Here is a 15,706-nt window from a genome sequence, read left to right on the forward strand (position 1 = left end):
TGGAGCGGACATGGGCGACGCGCATGAGGTGGTCGACGCGGTAGAGCGCGCGGCGGAAGGCGGCGGCGACCGGGTCACGGTGGGCCAGCTCAACGACGAGCTGGGGCACCGCTCGACCGGCGCGCTGATGGCGCTGCCGGCGCTGCTGGAGCTGACGCCCGTGGGCGGCATCCCCGGCGTGCCCACGGTGCTGGCGGTGATCGTGGCGATCTTCGCGGTGCAGATCGCGTTGGGGCGCGACGACATGTGGCTGCCGGACGTGCTGGAGCGGCGCGCCGTCGGACGGGGCCGCCTGCGCAAGGCGGCCGACTGGATGAAGCGCCCGGCGGAGTGGATCGACCGGCACTTCGGCGAGCGGCTGACGGTGCTGACCGGCCCGGCGGGCACGCGGGCGGCGGCAGTGGCGATCCTGCTCCTTTGCGCGACGGTGCCGCCGCTGGAGGTGGTGCCGTTCGCGTCGTCGATCCCGATGGCGACGATCGCGCTGTTCGGCTTCGCGATGATCCTGCGGGATGGCTTGGCGATGGCGGTGGCGTGGGCGGCGTTCGCCGCGGCGGCGGTGGGGGTATGGTGGCTGCTGCCCTAGAGCAGTTGCCGCATCCGCCCCAGCACGTCGACGCCGAGCTGGTCCCAGACGTGGAGCAGGTCCACGAGCACCCAGTTCTCGCGGATCAGCCGCCCCTCGACGCGCCAGAAGTCCAGGGAACGCATGGTGATGCGCTGCCCGGCGGGCGCGATGCCCAGCCAGCCGCCGCCCGTCACGGTCATCTCCATGCCGGGCCAAGCGGTGAAGGCGGCGTAGTCGCCCTCCCCGAAGAAGTGCCCTTGCTCCACCAGCCCGCGCCGGTCGGGCAATGCGTCGAGGAACGGGATCTGGTGGTGGGCGCGGAAGCCCGCGATGCCCCGCGCGGTCCCAATTCCGCCCGGCCCGTACCACGCGCAGCGCGGGTGCCAGAAGGCGTCAAGGCGCATCGCCGCCTCGCCCTGCGGGGAGAGGTGCAGGTGGTCCAGCATGTCGAGGACGACGACCTTCGCCTCAGCCCCATCGCCCGATTGCGCGCGCCCGTCCTGGGTCATCGGCCCGGGCACCAGACCCGTGCGGCCCAGGGCGGGGCCCATCGGCCAGACGCGTGCCTGCATCATCAGGTCGGGCAGGTCCCAGACCGCCTGCACCTCGACCGCCCGCGCGCCTTCCATGCGGTAGAACTCATGGAAACGCAGGAACGCCATGCGCCCGGTGGGCGGGATGCCGAGGAACGGGCCGGCAAAGGTGCCTGCATAGTGCCCCGCCTCGCCGTGCCACTCCTGCCCATGCCCGTCGGTGCCGCGGATCGAGACGTCGACCCGCCGCTCCGCGTCTGGCATCGCTGCCCAGAGCGGCGCGAGGGCCGCCTCCGCGAAACCCGCCCCACCGGGAACTTCACCGAACGGATGGCATAGGTGCACGGGCGCGTCGGGGGCGACCAGAGCCGCGACGGCCTCCCCCATCGCGTCGGCGTCATGATCCGTCAGGTCGAGCAACACCTGCCTCTCCCCTCATCTTGCCAGAAATACCTCGGGGGAGACGCCGCAGGCGGCGGGGGCAGAGCCCCCCTACTCCGCCGCATCCCGATGCGGCGCCCCCTCCCCATAGGGAACGTTCACGCCCCCATACCGCCGGACCCGCAGGTTGCACTGCTCGGCGTGCCCCACGAACCCCTCCAGCATCGACAGGCGCGAGCCGTAGGCCCCGATCTCCGCCGCCGCCTCGTCCGACGTGATGCGCTGGTAGGAGTGCGTCTTGAGGAACTTGCCGACCCAAAGCCCGCCCGTGTAGCGCCCGGCCTTCTTGGTGGGCAGCGTGTGGTTGGTGCCGATCACCTTGTCGCCGTTGGCGACGTTGGTGCGGGGTCCGAGGAACATGGCGCCGTAGGCGGTCATGTGCTCGAGGTACCAGTCGTCGCGGTCGGTCATCACCTGCACGTGCTCCGAGGCGATGCGCTCTGCCTCGCGGAGCATCTCGTCGTGGTCCGCGCAGACGATCACCTCGCCGTAGTCGGCCCAGGCCTGGCGGGCGTGGGGCGTGGGGAGGATCGCGAGGATGCGCTCGACCTCGGCCAGCGTGGCCTCGGCCAGCCGGCGCGAGGTGGTCAGCAGCACGGCGGGGCTGTCGGGGCCGTGCTCCGCCTGGCCCAGCAGGTCGGTGGCGCACATCTCGGCGTCCACGGTCTCGTCGGCGATCACCAGCGTCTCGGTGGGGCCGGCGAAGAGGTCGATGCCGACGCGCCCGAAGAGCTGGCGCTTGGCCTCGGCCACGAAGGCGTTCCCGGGTCCGACCAGCATGTGGACGGGCTCGATGGTCTCCGTGCCCAGCGCCATGGCGCCCACGGCCTGAATGCCGCCGAGCATGTGGATCTCGTGCGCGCCGCCCATGTGCATCGCCGCCACCACGGCCGCGTTCGGGCGCCCGTTCACCGCCGGCGAGCAGCCGACGATGCGCGGCACGCCGGCGACGGCGGCGGTGAGCACGCTCATGTGCGCCGAGGCGACCATGGGGAACTTGCCGCCGGGCACGTAGCAGCCGACCGACTGCACGGGGATGTTGCGGTGCCCGAGCACGATGCCGGGCATGGTCTCGACCTCGATGTCGAGCATGCTGTCGCGCTGCGCCTGCGCGAAGCGGCGCACCTGCTTCTGGGCGAAGCGGATGTCGGCCAGCTCGCGCGGGGAGAGCTCGGCGATCAGCGCCTCGATCTCCGAGGCGGAGAGGCGGAAGCTCTCGGGGTCGTAGCGGTCGAAGCGCTGCGACATCTCGCGCACGGCAGCGTCGCCGCGGGCCTCGATGTCGGCGAGCGCCGCCTCCACGGAGGCGCGGACGCGGCGGTCGTCCTCGGCCCGGTCGGCGTCGGGACGCCCCCGCTTGAGATGGTCTGCCATGGCGTCCCCCCGCGCTACTCAGGGCGAGGCTAGCCGCCGGGGCGGGGGCGCCTCAAGGGGCGATTGCAATCGTATGCAAGGCTAGCCCGCCCGCGCCACCACCTCGACCACGCTGCGACGGATCAGGGCGAGCTGGTCCGGCTCCGAGAAGCGGTGGTCGGCCCCCTTCACCAGCGTCAGCGCCATGTCCGGCCCCTCGGCATGGTCCAGGAGCCGCGTGGCCCAGAGGAGCGGCACGTCGGCGTCGGCGGTGCCCTGCAGCATCCGCACCGGCATCGGCAGCGCGAGGGGGCTCCGCAACACGAGGTGGCGGCGCCCGTCCTCGATCAGGGCGCGGGTGATGACGTAAGGCTCGCCGTAGTCCGAGGGGACGGCGACGCGCCCTTCGCGCGCCAGCGCGGCCCGCTGCGCCACGTCGAAGCCGGCCCAGTAGCCGTCCTCGGTGAAGTCGGGCGCGGCGGCGATCGTGACCAGCCCCGCGACCCGTTCTGGCATCGCACGCGCGAGCAGGAGCGCGATCCAGCCGCCCATGGACGAGCCGACCAGCACCTGCGGCCCCTCGGTCGCCTCGTCGATCACGTGCGCCGCGTCGTCCCGCCAGCGCCCGATGGTGCCGTCCTCGAACGCGCCGCTGGAATCCCCGTGCCCGGAGTAGTCGAGACGCAGGAAGGCCCGCCCCTCGGCCCGCGCCCAGGCTTCCAGATCCGTTGCCTTGGTGCCGCCCATGTCGGACTTGAACCCGCCCAGGAACACCACGCCCGGCCCCTGCCCCGCGGTCGCCTCGTAGGCCAGCCGCGTCCCGTCCCGTTCAGTGTAGCGCACCATCGCCGCGTCCTCCCGATCCCGGCCACCCTGCACGCGACCCGCGCGCGCACAACCATCCTCATCCTGCCCCAAATACCTCCGCCGGAGGCCGCCGCGGGGCGGGGCGGGGTGCTCCGGCCCGCGGCCCTCCCTTGCCAACCCCCGCGCCCGCGGCCATGACGCCTCCCGAACCGCAACCGGGCGTTCCGTGGGCGCCGAAACGACGGAGGCAGAAATGTCCCAGCCGATCACCCTCACCCTTCCCGACGGCGCCCGGCGCGAGGTGCCCGCGGGCACCACCGCGGGCGAGCTGGCGGCCTCGATCTCGAAGTCGCTCGGCAAGAAGGCGATCTCCGCCACCGTGGACGGGCAGCACTGGGATCTCCAGTGGCCGCTGGAGCGGGACGCGGCGATCGCGATCCACACCCTCGCCGACGATGCCCCCGCGCTGGAGCTGATCCGTCACGACTTCGCGCACGTCATGGCGCGCGCCGTGCAGTCGATCTGGCCCGACGTGAAGGTCACCATCGGCCCGGTGCGCGACCACGGCTGGTTCTACGACTTCGACCGTGAGGAGCCGTTCACCCCCGAGGACCTCGGGCAGATCGAGGCCGAGATGCGTCGCATCATAGCCGCGCGCGATCCCGTCCGAACCGAGGTCTGGGACCGCGACCGGGCGCGTTCTCACTACGAGGCCGCGAACGAGCCCTTTAAGGTCGAGCTGATCGACCGCATCCCCGAGGGCGAGCCGCTCCGCATGTACTGGCACGGGGACTGGCAGGACCTCTGCCGCGGCCCGCACCTCCAGCACACCGGCCAGCTGCCCGCCGACGCCTTCAAGCTGACCCGCGTCTCGGCGGCCTACTGGCTGGGCGACAGCACCCGCCCGCAGCTCCAGCGCATCTACGGCGTGGCGTTCCGCACCAAGGACGAGCTCAAGCAGCACCTCCACTTCCTGGAGGAGGCCGAGAAACGCGACCACCGGCGGCTGGGCCGCGAGATGGACCTGTTCCACATGCAGGAGGAGGCGCCGGGCCAGGTGTTCTGGCACCCGAACGGCTGGACCATCTACACGACCTTGCAGGACTACATGCGCCGCAAGCAGCGCGCCGACGGCTACGTGGAGGTGAACACCCCCCAGGTCGTGGACCGCAAGCTGTGGGAGGCCTCGGGCCACTGGACCAAGTACCAGGAGCACATGTTCATCGTCGAGGTCGACGAGGAGCATGCTCGCGAGAAGGCGGTGAACGCGCTCAAGCCCATGAACTGCCCCTGCCACGTGCAGGTCTACAACCATGGGCTCAAGTCGTACCGCGACCTGCCGCTGCGCATGGCCGAGTTCGGGTCGTGCTCGCGCTACGAGCCCTCGGGCGCGCTGCACGGCATCATGCGCGTGCGCGGCTTCACCCAGGACGACGCCCACATCTTCTGCACCGAGGCGCAGATCGAGGCGGAGTGCGCGAAGTTCATCGAGTTCCTGGCCTCGGTCTATGCCGACCTCGGGTTCGAGACCTTCGAGATCGCCTTCGCCACCCGGCCCGAGGTGCGGGTCGGCACCGACGAGTCGTGGGACCACGTGGAGAACGCGCTGGAGTCCGCGATCCGCTCGACGGGCCGCACCTACCGCGTGGAGGAGGGCGACGGCGCGTTCTACGGACCGAAGCTGGACTTCTACCTCACCGACGCCATCGGCCGGGTCTGGCAGTGCGGCACCTTCCAGGTGGACCCGAACCTGCCCGAGCGGCTGGGTGCGACCTACGTGGCCGAGGACGGCGAGAAGCACCGCCCCTACATGCTGCACCGCGCCTGCCTGGGCAGCTTCGAGCGGTTCATCGGCATCCTCGTCGAGAACTCCGCCGGAAAGCTGCCCTTCTGGCTGGCGCCGCGGCAGGTGGTGGTGGCCTCGATCGTGTCCGAGGCCGACGACTACGTGCGCGAGGTCGTGGCCGCTCTGCAGGCCGCGGGCGTGCGGGCCGAAGCCGACGTTCGCAACGAGAAGATCAACTACAAGGTGCGCGAGCACTCCGTGGGCAAGGTGCCCGCGATCCTCGCCATCGGCCGGCAGGAAGTCGAGGACCGCACCGCGACGCTGCGGCGCCTCGGCGAGAAGCGCACCGAGGTGCTGAGCCTCGACGAGGTGGCCGCCCGCCTCGGGGCCGAGGCGACGCCACCCGATCTCCTGCCGGGCTGAGGGACGCGGACACGTCTGCGCGAGCGATCCGGGGGCATGCGCGTCCCGGATCGCCGGCGCCGATCCGGCGTGGAGGACGGGCGCCCCCGGAAATCGGGCCGCAAATGGCCCCCGCCATGCCCAGATCGCGACACAATCCCGCGCCATACCGGTCGATAAGGCAGCGGTGCGGAAACGAGGTCGACTCTCTCCTCCCCCCCACGGTCCCCCGGATCCGACCCGCTGCCCTCTCTCCCGAAGATGGCCGGCCCGCCCCCTCCCAGGCGGGCCGCGCCCTTTGCGGAAGGAACCACCAGCCACCGTCGCGCGCTGCCCCTGCAACAGGAGGCACCCGATGCAGCTCACCACCGCGCTATCCCAGATCGCCGAGCTCGGCCTCGCGATCGTCGCACCCTCGGTGGCCCGTTCGCGCACCGAGCAGCCGCACTACACGCCGGAGCGGGCGGACCCGCCGTTCGAGCTGAGGCACTACGACCCGCAGGTAGTGGCCGAGGTCACCGGAACCGGCGACCGTGAGGGCACCGCCGACGACCTCTTCCCGGTGCTCGCCGACTACATCTTCGCCACGCACCGCGACGGCCCCGACATCGAGATGACCACGCCCGTGGAGCAGGCCCCCGTGACCCTGACCCGCACCGGCGACGCCCTGAGCGCGGCGGCCTACACGCTGCGCTTCACCATGCCCTCGCGCTGGACGCTCGACACCCTGCCCGACCCGGACGACGACCGCGTGCGCCTGCGCGCCATCGGGCCGCGGCGCATGGCGGTGCTGCCCTTCAACGGCCGGGCCGAGACGGAGCTGCTGCGCGACAAGGAGGCCGAGCTGCGCCGCTGGATCGAGGCCGAGGCCCTCGTGCCCCGCGGGCCGGCAGAGTTCGCCTACTACGACCCGCCGGTTACGCCGGGGCCGTGGAAGCTCAACGAGGTGCGCGTCGAGGTGGAGTGAGGCGTCGGCCGTCGATCGGCTCGTCAGCCGTCGATCGACTCGATCAGCTCCGGACCCTCGACCCGGTTCGAGTTCACGCGCGTGTCCACGCGGTGGCGCAGCAGCCGCCCCTCGGGCGCCGCGCGCATCAGGGGCGCCGCCTTGCCCTCCGCCTCGCCCAGCCACAGCGGCCAGTCCTCGGGCGCCAGCGTCACCGGCTCGCGGTGGTGGATCGCCTCCATCGACGGGCCGGCGGCGCAGGACACGATGGCGCAGGTCGCGCCCAGCTCGCCCCAGTCCTGCCAGATGCCCGCGAAGGCCAGCAGCCCATCATCGGCGGGGTGGAAGTACCACGGCAGCCGCGCGTCGTCCTCGTCCTTGGTCCACTCGTAGAAGCCCGTGGCGGGCAGGAGGCAGCGGCGCTGGCGCGCGGCGTCCCGGAACGCGGGTTTGGTGGCGACCGTCTCGGCGCGGGCGTTGATGAGCAGCGGGCCCCCGTTCGGCTTCTCGTACCAGTGCGGCACGAAGCCCCAGCGCATGGACACCATGCGCCGCTGACCCTCGCCCGCGACCACGGCGGGCACCTGCGTGGTGGGGCAGACGTTCCAGCGCGGGCCGTCGGGCAGGTCGTTGGCGGGCGCGGCCTCGAACACCCGCGCCATCTCGGCGGCCGGCAGGGCGAGCACGAAGCGGCCGCACATCGCCTAGTCCGCCTCGAAGACGACGATGCCGCGCCAGCCGGTCTCGCCGGGGCCGATGTCGAGCGCGCCGCCGAGCTGCGCCGCCGAGGCGCGCGCGATCCGGAGCCCCAGCCCCGAGCCGGCGGTCCCGCCCCCCGCTGCGCCGACGCCATCGTCGGCGCAGCGAACGGCGTAGCCCCGCCCCGCCTCGCGCCGTCCGGTTATGCGGATCTCGCCCGCGCGGTCGCCCGGAAAGCCGTGCTTGCAGGCGTTCGACGCCAGCTCGTTCACGAGCACGCCCAGCGCCGAGGCGCGCCGCGACTCGAGCACGAGGGGGTCGAACGCGGCGTGGAGCCGGACGCCCTCGGGCGCGATGGCCTGCAGATGCTGCACCACCCGCCCGAGGTAGTCGGGGACGTCGACCGCTGCCTCGCCCACCCCGTCGGTTCGGCTGTAGAGCTCGGAATGCAGCTCCACCATCACCTGGATGCGCCGCTCCACAGCCTCCAGCGCATCGCGCGTCTCCTCGTGCTCGGCGCCGCGCGCCGCCATGTGGGTGAGCACGGCCACGTTGGCGAGGTTGTTCTTGACCCGGTGGTCCACCTCGCGCCTGAGCATGTCCTGCTGGCGCAGCGCCTCGTGCAGCAGCAGTCGCTGCATCACCTGCTCGGCCAGCACCTGCAGCGCGCGCCGCTGCTTGGCGTCGAGCCGCCGTGGCACGCGGTCGAGCACGCAGAGCGAACCCAGCGCGATGTTCGCGGGCGTGACGATCGGCGCGCCTGCGTAGAACAGCAGCGGGTCGTCCAGATCGGTGACGAGCGGGTTGTCGGCGGTGCGGACGTCGCGGCGCATGTCCTCGATCTCGAACACGTCGCGCTGGAGGATGGCGTGGCTGCAGACCGACGAGTCGAGGTCCGTGCTGCTGGCGTCCAGCCCGCAGCGGGCCTCGAAGCTCTGCTCCTCCTCGCGCACGATGGAGACCAGCGCGATGGGGCATTCGCAGATCTGCGCGGCCAGCTCGACGATGCCCTGGAAGTCGTCCTCGAAGCGCTGCTCGCCCAGGTCGAAATGCTCGATCGCCGCGAGGCGGAGCGACTGGTCGGACGGTATCGGCGCGCGCATCGAATGCCCCCTAAATCCCCCGGCGCGGCCAACGCGGGCCCGCGCTCCGTCCGGTCCGGCGTGCCGGACAGGCAGGGACGTCCGCCGCGAACGGTCCGCTCCGGGAGGGACGGGCCGGGTAGCACGGCCGGCGCCGGAGCGCCAGCCGCGGGGATCCCGCGAGGGATCAGTTCGCCGCGATGCGGCCGTCGGTGTAGGGCTCGAACTCGGCGCCCTGCGCGGCTAGGTACTCCGCGGTCACGTCGGCGAGATCGGGGCCGTAGTCGTAGGCGTCGGCCGCGTCCACGAACATGGCGTAGCCATCGCCGCCGTTGCGCACGTAGTTGTTGGACACCACGCCGTAGGTCGCGGACTCGTCCAGCGGCTCGCCGCCGATCATGACCTCGGTGATCCGGCTGCCCGGCTCGGCCGTGGCATCGAAGCTGTAGGTCATGCCGGCGACCTGCGCGAAGCGGCCCGCGCCCTCCTCGACCTGGCTCACGCCGTTCTCGAGGGCGGCCTTCAGCGTCGCGCCGTCCACGCGGAAGGTCGACAGCGTGTTCTGGAACGGCAGCACCGTCAGCACCTCGCCCATGGTCACCTCGCCCGCGTCGATCGAAGCGCGGATGCCGCCGCCGTTCTGGATGGCCACGTCGATGCCCTGGTCCCGCACCCGGTCCAGCATGGCGTCGGCGATCAGCGAGCCCATCTCGCACTCCTGCGCGCGGCAGAACTCGCGGTCGCCGCCGATCGGCGCGGCGGTGGTCGCCACCACCCGGTTGCGGATCTCCTCGAGCGGCTCGGCCAGCTCCCGGATGCGCGTGACCGTGGCCTCGTCCTCGGCGACGGCCGCGTCGATCAGCAGCGGCTGGCCCGCGGCCTCCACCACGTTGCCATCGTCGTCGAAGCGCACGTTCAGCTCGCCCAGGAACTTCCCGTAGGCGTAGGCCTGCACGATGGCGGTGTCGCCCACCATGGTCGGGTACGGGCCTTCCGCGCCCTCCATGTCGCCGAGCAGGGTGTTGGTGTGCCCGCCCACGATCACGTCCACGCCGGTGGTGTTCTCGGCCACGGTCTTGTCGGTCTCGTAGCCCGAGTGGCTAAGCACCACGATCTTGTTCACGCCCTCCTCCGCGAGGCGGTCAACCTCGGCCTGCACGGCCTCGGACGGGTCGGAGAAGGTGACGTTCGGGCCGGGCGAGGCCAGCTCGTCGGTGTCCTGGGGCGTCAGGCCGATCAGGCCGACCTTCTCGCCGCCCACCTCGACCACGGTCGACTTCTCGATCACGTCCGAGAGCAGCGGCTCGTTGGTGACGTCGCCGTTCGACATCAGGATCGGGAACTCGATGGTCTCGGCGAACTCGCGCAGCACCTCGGGGCCGTCGTCGAACTCGTGGTTTCCCACGGTCATCGCGTCGTAGCCGAGCATGTTCATCATCTCGGCCGACATGGCGCCCTTGTACTGGGTGTAGAACAGCGTGCCCTGGAACTGGTCGCCGCCGTCCACGAGCAGCACGTTCTCGCCCGCGCGCGCCTTGGCGTCGCGCACCGCGTTCACGAGGCGCGCGGTGCCGCCGAAGCACTCGCCGGCCTCGTTGTCCTCGGCGGCGCAGGGGCCGTCGTACTTCGAGATCGGCTCGAAGCGGGCGTGGAAGTCGTTGGTGTGCAGGATCGTCATCGCGAACTCGGCCTGCGCCATGCCGGCCGAGAGCGCGAGCAGCGCCGCGGTGGAGGAGAGAAGTCTGGTCATCGTGGGACCCCCTTGTTGATGGCGGGACCGTGCGACGGCGCGCGGCGAAGGGCAAGCGGCTCGGCGCTTGACGCGGCCCCCGCCCCGCGGGCATGGCCGCCCCCATGATCTACAAGATTTTCCGCACCCCCGAGTGGGACGCCCTGCGGGCCGACGGCACCACCCTCGGGGCGGCCGTGGACCGGGCCGACGGCTTCATCCACTTCTCAACAGCCGCCCAGGCGCCCGAGACCGCGCGGCGCCACTTCGCGGACGTGGAAGGCCTCTGGCTGGTGGCCTGCGAGGAGGCGGCCCTCGGCCCCAACCTGCGCTGGGAGCCGTCGCGCGGGGGCGAGGACTTCCCCCACCTCTACGCGCCGCTGCGCCGCGACCAGGTCGCCTGGGCGCAACCGCTTCCGCTGGTGGACGGCGAGCACCAGTTCCCTGCCGGCCTCGCATGATCGAGCGCCTTGGCCTTGCCGCCCTCCACCGGCTCGACCCGGAGCGGGCGCACGGGGCGGCGCTCGCGGCCCTGCGGGCGGGGCTGGGACCGCGCGGGGGGCCGGAGACGTCGCCGCGCCTCGCCACCACGCTCGCGGGTCTCGCGCTGGCGAACCCGGTGGGGCTGGCGGCGGGCTTCGACAAGAACGCAGTCGCCCTCGGACCCCTCGCCCGCGCCGGCTTCGGCTGGCTCGAGGTCGGGGCGGCCACGCCCCTGCCCCAACCCGGCAACCCCCGCCCGCGGCTGTTCCGCCTCGCCGAGGACCGCGCGGCGATCAACCGCTTCGGGTTCAACAACGACGGGATGGAGGCCATCGCCGCCCGGCTGGCGGCGCGCCCCCGCGGCGGCGTGCCGGTGGGCCTGAACCTCGGCGCCAACAAGGCTAGCGCCGACCGTGCCGGGGACTACGCGCGCGTGCTGAGCCGTTGCGGCCCGCACGTCGACTTCGCGACCGTGAACGTCTCCTCGCCCAACACCGAATCGCTGCGCGACCTGCAGGGGCCGGAAGCCCTGCGCGCGCTGCTGGCGGGCGTGCTGACCGCCCGCGCGGCCCTCGCCCGCCCGATCCCGGTGTTCCTGAAGATCGCGCCCGACCTCTCCGACGCCGAGCTGGAGGCGCTGGCCGAGGCGGCCGGGAGCGTCGACGCCGTGATCGCCACCAACACCACGCTCGCCCGCGACGGCCTGAGGTCGCCTCACGGCGCCGAAGCCGGCGGCCTGTCGGGCGCGCCCCTGTTCCGGCGCTCGACGCAGGTGCTGGCGCGGCTCTCGACCCTGATGCCCGGCATGCCCCTCGTGGGCGTGGGCGGCGTGGGGTCGGCCGAGGACGCCCTCGCCAAGATCCGCGCCGGCGCCGCGGCGGTGCAGCTTTACACCGCGCTGGTCTACGAGGGCCCGGGGCTGGCCGGCCGCATCGCCCGGAGGCTGGACGCCCTGCTGGCGCGCGACGGCTTCGCCTCGGTGGCCGAGGCGGTCGGCACCGATCGCGACCGCTGGCTCTAGGCGGCGCGCCGACCCTCATCCGGCGCTTGGGGCACCGCCGCATCGAGCCGCCGCGCCAGCTCCGCCGCGCCGACGTTCCGGTCCACCTCAAGCAGCTGCAGTCCCGCAGCGGCGAAGGCATGGCGCTTGATCGCGTCGCTGCGCTTCGCACGCGCGCCGAAGTGCCCGGAACCGTGATACTCGATCCCCACGAGGGGCCGGCACGCGGCGTCGATCACCAGGAGGTCGAGGTACTTCTGCCGCAGCGAGCCGAACCCAGACGCGCGCCGGCGGCGGTCGGCGTGATCCACGGTGAACAGGGCGGACAGGCTGACCTCGGCGCAGACGTGGAGCCCCCGCGGCTCGGCCCAGCGCCGGACCGCGGCGAAGCACGCGGCCTGCTCCGCGCTCATCAGCCGGTTCACCGCACGGATGGTGCAGTCGGCCAGCGCCTCGGGCACGTCGGTGGGGCGCGGCCGCGCGGTGCGCAGACCGCGGGCGCGCAGGAACATGACGAGCGTCGCGACCGCGACGACGGCGAGGGCGGGCGGCGGCACGGCGCCGAGGAGCGAGGCGAAATCCATGGCACCGGCCTCGCCGAGGATCGCGGCGCGGTCGTGGCCGGCTCGGGGCCTACTCCGCCGCCCCGCCCGCGACCGATCCGATCTCCTCCAGCAGCCGGGCCTCCATCGCGCGCGGGTCCAGGCGCTCGGCCGTTCCGGCGCGGCGGGCGAAGATGTGGCCCGGCGTCACCAGCGCGTCGGGATCGGCCACGCCCTTCGCACCGCGCAGGTCCAGCGCCACCGTGGAGCCGCCCTTCGAGGCCATCGACACCCACTCCCAGCCCGCGTGCCTCATGCGCAGCGCGTCGCCCCAGGCGATGCCGATCGCGAACAGCTCCTCGCTGCCGTACTCGCGCACGAAGTCCTGGGCGAGCAGGCCGTCGAGGTGGTCCATGATCGCGGCATGGCTGTCCATGGGCGCGGGGGGCTCGGCGTGGCCCGCCACCCAGTCGATCCAGCCGCGCACGAGCCTGCGGTCCTGGGCGGTGAACGGCGTGCGCGCGTCGGACATGGTGTCTCCCGGTGATCCGGGCCGCAGCAGAGCGCGCATCGCGCCCCGGCGTCAACCGGCGGGGGTCTTGGCGGGCCTAGGCGGGCTCGCCGAACAGCGCCAGCTCGGCGGCGCGCAGCTCCGCCTGATGGGTCAGGCACAGCGCGAGCGCGGCGGCGATCCCGTCCTCGTCGGCCCCCGCCCCCGCGGCCAGCGACACGGCCGCGCAGTGCGCGTCGGCGTGGGCGCGCCATGCCTCCTGCGAGCGCTCGATCATGTCGCGGATCGAGACGTCGCCCGGCGTTCCGCCGCGGCGATCCCAGTCCTCGCCCAGCACCTCGGCGCGGGTGAGCGCGAGCCGGTAGGCCTGGTCCATCGCGCCCTCCGCCTCGTCGAGCGCGAACTCCGCGCAGCGGAGCACCTCGCCGATGCCCTTGGGCGCCTCGCAGTCCACGGGGACCGGCGCCTCCTGCGCGGCGGCGGGCAGCGCGAGCAGCGCGGCGAGGAGCGCCGTCGCCCTCATCGGCGCGCCCGCGTCAGCCGGCGCGAGTTCGCGTTGGTGGTGCGCGAGATCGGCACCAGCGCCGCCTCCATCGCGCCGAGCGGGTTGGCGCCGCCCACCATCGCCTTCGTGGCGGCGATGCCGGCCTCGGCGAAGGCGGCCTGCTTCTCGGTCACCATGCGCACCGACTCGCCGGCCGAGGCGGGCACGAGGCCGGCCAGGCCCATGAGCCGCATTCCGATCACGGTCTGCGCCTCGGCGAGCATCGTGGCGGTGGCGAGGTTCAGGCGCATCATCTGCATCATCATCGGTGCGGGGCTTCCTCTGCGCCCGTCGCGGAAGCGCGCGGGATCGCACTCAGAACGCACGAAGGGCCGACGGGTTGCAACGGTCCGAAGGTGCAACGCCGCCATGCGGCGCCGGCGCCACACACCCGCCGCGCTCTGGTCAAGCGCGCCCCGCTCGGGCAAACCTCGCCGCATGGACACGCTCACGATCCGCCGCCCCGACGACTGGCACCTCCACCTGCGCGACGGCGCCATGCTGCGGACCGTGGCGCCCCTGTCGGCCGGCTTCGGGCGCGCCCTCGTGATGCCCAACCTCGTGCCGCCCGTGACCACCGGCGCCATGGCCGCCGCCTACCGCGAGCGGATCCGGGCGGCGGGCTTCGCGCGCCCCCTGATGACGCTCTACCTCACCGAGGAGACCGACCCGGCCGACGTGGTGCGGGCCCACGCCGACGGGACCATCGCGGCGGTGAAGCTCTACCCCGCCGGAGCCACCACCAACTCGGCCTCCGGCGTGCGCGACTGGGACCGCATCCGCCCCGTCGTGGATGCGATGGAGGAGCACGGCGTGCCGCTCTGCCTCCACGGCGAGGTCACCGACCCCGAGGTCGACATCTTCGACCGCGAGCTGCGCTTCCTCGACACTCGCCTCGCGCCCCTGCGCGACATGCACCCGGGCCTGCGGATCACGCTGGAGCACATCACCACCGCGGACGCGGTGTCCTGGGTGCTCGACCACGGCGTCGGCGCCACGATCACGGTCCAGCACCTCATGGCCGACCGCAACGACATGCTGGCGGTGGGCCTGCGCCCGCACCACTACTGCCTGCCCGTGCTCAAGCGCCGTCGCCACCGCGATGCGCTGCGCCACGCCGCCACGTCGGGGGCGAAGAACTTCTTCCTCGGCACCGACAGCGCGCCGCATCCCCAGCACGCCAAGGAGGCCGCCTGCTGCGCCGCTGGCTGCTTCACCGCCCCCCACGCCTTGGCCGCCTACGCGCAGGTCTTCGACGAGGAGGGCGCGCTGGGCAAGCTCGAGGGCTTCGCCTCGCTCCACGGCCCCGCGCACTACCGGCTGGAGCCGAACGCGGACACCGTGACCCTGCGCCGGGGCGAGCCGCTGGAGTTGCCCGCGCACCACGGCGGCGATCCCCGCGTCGTGCCCTTCGACCCGGGCCACCCGATCCGCTGGCACGTCGACGCCTGATCTCTACCCAACCGGAAGCCTCGCCATGATCCCCGCCGCCTTTCCGCCCCGCGACGAGATCGCCCGCCTCGCCGCCCGTGCCCTCCTGGAGGTCGAGGCCGTGGCCTTCCGGCCCGAGGACCCGTTCACGCTGGCCAGCGGCCTGCCCTCGCCCACCTACGTCGACTGCCGACGCCTCATCTCCCACCCGCGAATCCGCTCGGTGCTGATGGACTTCCTCGCCGCCACGGTGATGCGCGACGCCGGCATGGAGGCCTTCACCAACGTGGCGGGCGGCGAGACCGCGGGCATCCCCTTCGCGGCTCTCGTGGCCGAGCGGCTGGCGCTGCCGATGACCTACGTGCGCAAGAAGCCCAAGGGCTACGGCCGGAACGCCCGCATCGAGGGCCTCATGGGCGAGGGCGACCGGGTCCTGCTGGTCGAGGACCTCACCACCGACGGCGGCTCGAAGCTCTCCTTCGTGGACGCCATCCGCGAGACCGGCGCCACCTGCGCGCACACCGCGGTGATCTTCTCCTACGGCATCTTCCCCGAGACCGAGGACGTGCTCGGCGGCCACGGCGTCGCCCTACATTCGCTCTGCACCTGGTGGGACGTGCTTGCCGAGGCGAGGGCCTCGGGCGCCTTCGCCACGAGCACCCTCGCCGACGTCGAGGCCTTCCTGGAGGCGCCCCGCGCCTGGCAGGAGGAGCGGCGCGCGACCTGAACGCCGCCAACGGCTTGCGCGGCGACGTTCACGCGATCCTGACCCGGCGGGGGCCTTCTCCACAGGATTTCCACGTGGACCCTCGGCCCTCCGTCCGGTAGACCCGGCGAACGGGGGATGAC

General features: G+C 72.9%; 17 protein-coding genes. 7 read left to right on the forward strand and 10 right to left on the reverse strand.

The window, feature by feature from the left end; genetic code table 11:
- Positions 1 to 10: 10 nt before the first annotated feature.
- Complete coding sequence (locus tag K3554_RS13320) at positions 11 to 586, forward strand: exopolysaccharide biosynthesis protein (protein WP_259941034.1); 576 nt, start codon at positions 11 to 13, stop codon at positions 584 to 586.
- Here K3554_RS13320 and K3554_RS13325 read toward each other — a convergent pair.
- From K3554_RS13325 to K3554_RS13335, 3 genes are all read right to left on the reverse strand, one after another.
- A complete protein-coding gene (locus K3554_RS13325) occupies positions 583 to 1,488 on the reverse strand; it encodes an ester cyclase (RefSeq protein WP_259945958.1) in 906 nt (301 codons plus the stop codon). The genes K3554_RS13320 and K3554_RS13325 overlap by 4 nt on opposite strands.
- A gap of 105 nt (positions 1,489 to 1,593) precedes the next feature.
- Positions 1,594 to 2,916 (reverse strand): histidinol dehydrogenase, encoded by a 1,323-nt coding sequence (gene hisD, locus K3554_RS13330; RefSeq protein ID WP_259941036.1) that lies wholly within the window; start codon positions 2,914 to 2,916, stop codon positions 1,594 to 1,596.
- 81 nt (positions 2,917 to 2,997) lie between these two features.
- Positions 2,998 to 3,741 (reverse strand): alpha/beta fold hydrolase, encoded by a 744-nt coding sequence (locus K3554_RS13335; RefSeq protein ID WP_259941038.1) that lies wholly within the window; start codon positions 3,739 to 3,741, stop codon positions 2,998 to 3,000.
- Positions 3,742 to 3,955: 214 nt separating this feature from the next.
- Here K3554_RS13335 and thrS point away from each other — a divergent pair, with 214 nt between their 5' ends.
- Both thrS and K3554_RS13345 read left to right on the forward strand, forming a co-directional pair.
- Positions 3,956 to 5,911 carry a threonine--tRNA ligase gene (gene thrS / locus K3554_RS13340; RefSeq protein WP_259941039.1) on the forward strand — a complete coding sequence of 652 codons (1,956 nt, stop codon included), beginning with the start codon at positions 3,956 to 3,958 and terminating at the stop codon, positions 5,909 to 5,911.
- 334 nt (positions 5,912 to 6,245) lie between these two features.
- On the forward strand, positions 6,246 to 6,857 hold the full coding sequence (locus tag K3554_RS13345; protein ID WP_259941040.1) for a heme-binding protein: 612 nt from the start codon (positions 6,246 to 6,248) through the stop codon (positions 6,855 to 6,857).
- A gap of 23 nt (positions 6,858 to 6,880) precedes the next feature.
- Here the strand turns inward: K3554_RS13345 and K3554_RS13350 are convergent, their stop codons facing one another.
- From K3554_RS13350 to K3554_RS13360, 3 genes are all read right to left on the reverse strand, one after another.
- Positions 6,881 to 7,537 carry an SOS response-associated peptidase gene (locus tag K3554_RS13350; protein WP_259941041.1) on the reverse strand — a complete coding sequence of 219 codons (657 nt, stop codon included), beginning with the start codon at positions 7,535 to 7,537 and terminating at the stop codon, positions 6,881 to 6,883.
- Positions 7,538 to 7,540: 3 nt separating this feature from the next.
- Positions 7,541 to 8,638 carry a histidine kinase dimerization/phosphoacceptor domain -containing protein gene (locus tag K3554_RS13355; protein ID WP_259941042.1) on the reverse strand — a complete coding sequence of 366 codons (1,098 nt, stop codon included), beginning with the start codon at positions 8,636 to 8,638 and terminating at the stop codon, positions 7,541 to 7,543.
- Positions 8,639 to 8,804: 166 nt separating this feature from the next.
- Positions 8,805 to 10,367, reverse strand: coding sequence for a bifunctional UDP-sugar hydrolase/5'-nucleotidase (locus K3554_RS13360; protein ID WP_259941043.1), 1,563 nt, complete (start codon positions 10,365 to 10,367; stop codon positions 8,805 to 8,807).
- 104 nt (positions 10,368 to 10,471) lie between these two features.
- Here K3554_RS13360 and K3554_RS13365 point away from each other — a divergent pair, with 104 nt between their 5' ends.
- Together K3554_RS13365 and K3554_RS13370 are read left to right on the forward strand one after the other, a co-directional pair.
- Complete coding sequence (locus K3554_RS13365; protein WP_259941044.1) at positions 10,472 to 10,807, forward strand: DUF952 domain-containing protein; 336 nt, start codon at positions 10,472 to 10,474, stop codon at positions 10,805 to 10,807.
- A complete protein-coding gene (locus K3554_RS13370) occupies positions 10,804 to 11,850 on the forward strand; it encodes a quinone-dependent dihydroorotate dehydrogenase (protein ID WP_259941045.1) in 1,047 nt (348 codons plus the stop codon). Before K3554_RS13365 ends, K3554_RS13370 begins: the two co-directional genes overlap by 4 nt.
- Here K3554_RS13370 and K3554_RS13375 read toward each other — a convergent pair.
- The 4 genes from K3554_RS13375 to K3554_RS13390 form a co-directional block, all read right to left on the reverse strand.
- Positions 11,847 to 12,413, reverse strand: a complete 567-nt coding sequence (locus K3554_RS13375; RefSeq protein WP_259941046.1) for a DUF2726 domain-containing protein — start codon at positions 12,411 to 12,413, stop codon at positions 11,847 to 11,849. The genes K3554_RS13370 and K3554_RS13375 overlap by 4 nt on opposite strands.
- 49 nt (positions 12,414 to 12,462) lie before the next feature.
- Positions 12,463 to 12,903, reverse strand: coding sequence for a DUF3806 domain-containing protein (locus K3554_RS13380; protein WP_259941047.1), 441 nt, complete (start codon positions 12,901 to 12,903; stop codon positions 12,463 to 12,465).
- A gap of 76 nt (positions 12,904 to 12,979) precedes the next feature.
- Positions 12,980 to 13,405, reverse strand: a complete 426-nt coding sequence (locus K3554_RS13385) for a lysozyme inhibitor LprI family protein (protein WP_259941050.1) — start codon at positions 13,403 to 13,405, stop codon at positions 12,980 to 12,982.
- Positions 13,402 to 13,752 carry an antifreeze protein gene (locus K3554_RS13390; protein WP_259941051.1) on the reverse strand — a complete coding sequence of 117 codons (351 nt, stop codon included), beginning with the start codon at positions 13,750 to 13,752 and terminating at the stop codon, positions 13,402 to 13,404. The genes K3554_RS13385 and K3554_RS13390 overlap by 4 nt, the downstream gene beginning before the upstream one ends.
- 112 nt (positions 13,753 to 13,864) lie before the next feature.
- On the opposite strand from K3554_RS13390, the gene pyrC reads away from it, so the two are divergent.
- Together pyrC and K3554_RS13400 are read left to right on the forward strand one after the other, a co-directional pair.
- On the forward strand, positions 13,865 to 14,878 hold the full coding sequence (gene pyrC, locus K3554_RS13395) for a dihydroorotase (RefSeq protein ID WP_259941052.1): 1,014 nt from the start codon (positions 13,865 to 13,867) through the stop codon (positions 14,876 to 14,878).
- 25 nt (positions 14,879 to 14,903) lie between these two features.
- A complete protein-coding gene (locus K3554_RS13400; protein WP_259941053.1) occupies positions 14,904 to 15,584 on the forward strand; it encodes an orotate phosphoribosyltransferase in 681 nt (226 codons plus the stop codon).
- Positions 15,585 to 15,706: the final 122 nt, after the last annotated feature.

The organism is Jannaschia sp. W003 (genome assembly GCF_025144335.1).
Classification (GTDB): domain Bacteria; phylum Pseudomonadota; class Alphaproteobacteria; order Rhodobacterales; family Rhodobacteraceae; genus Jannaschia.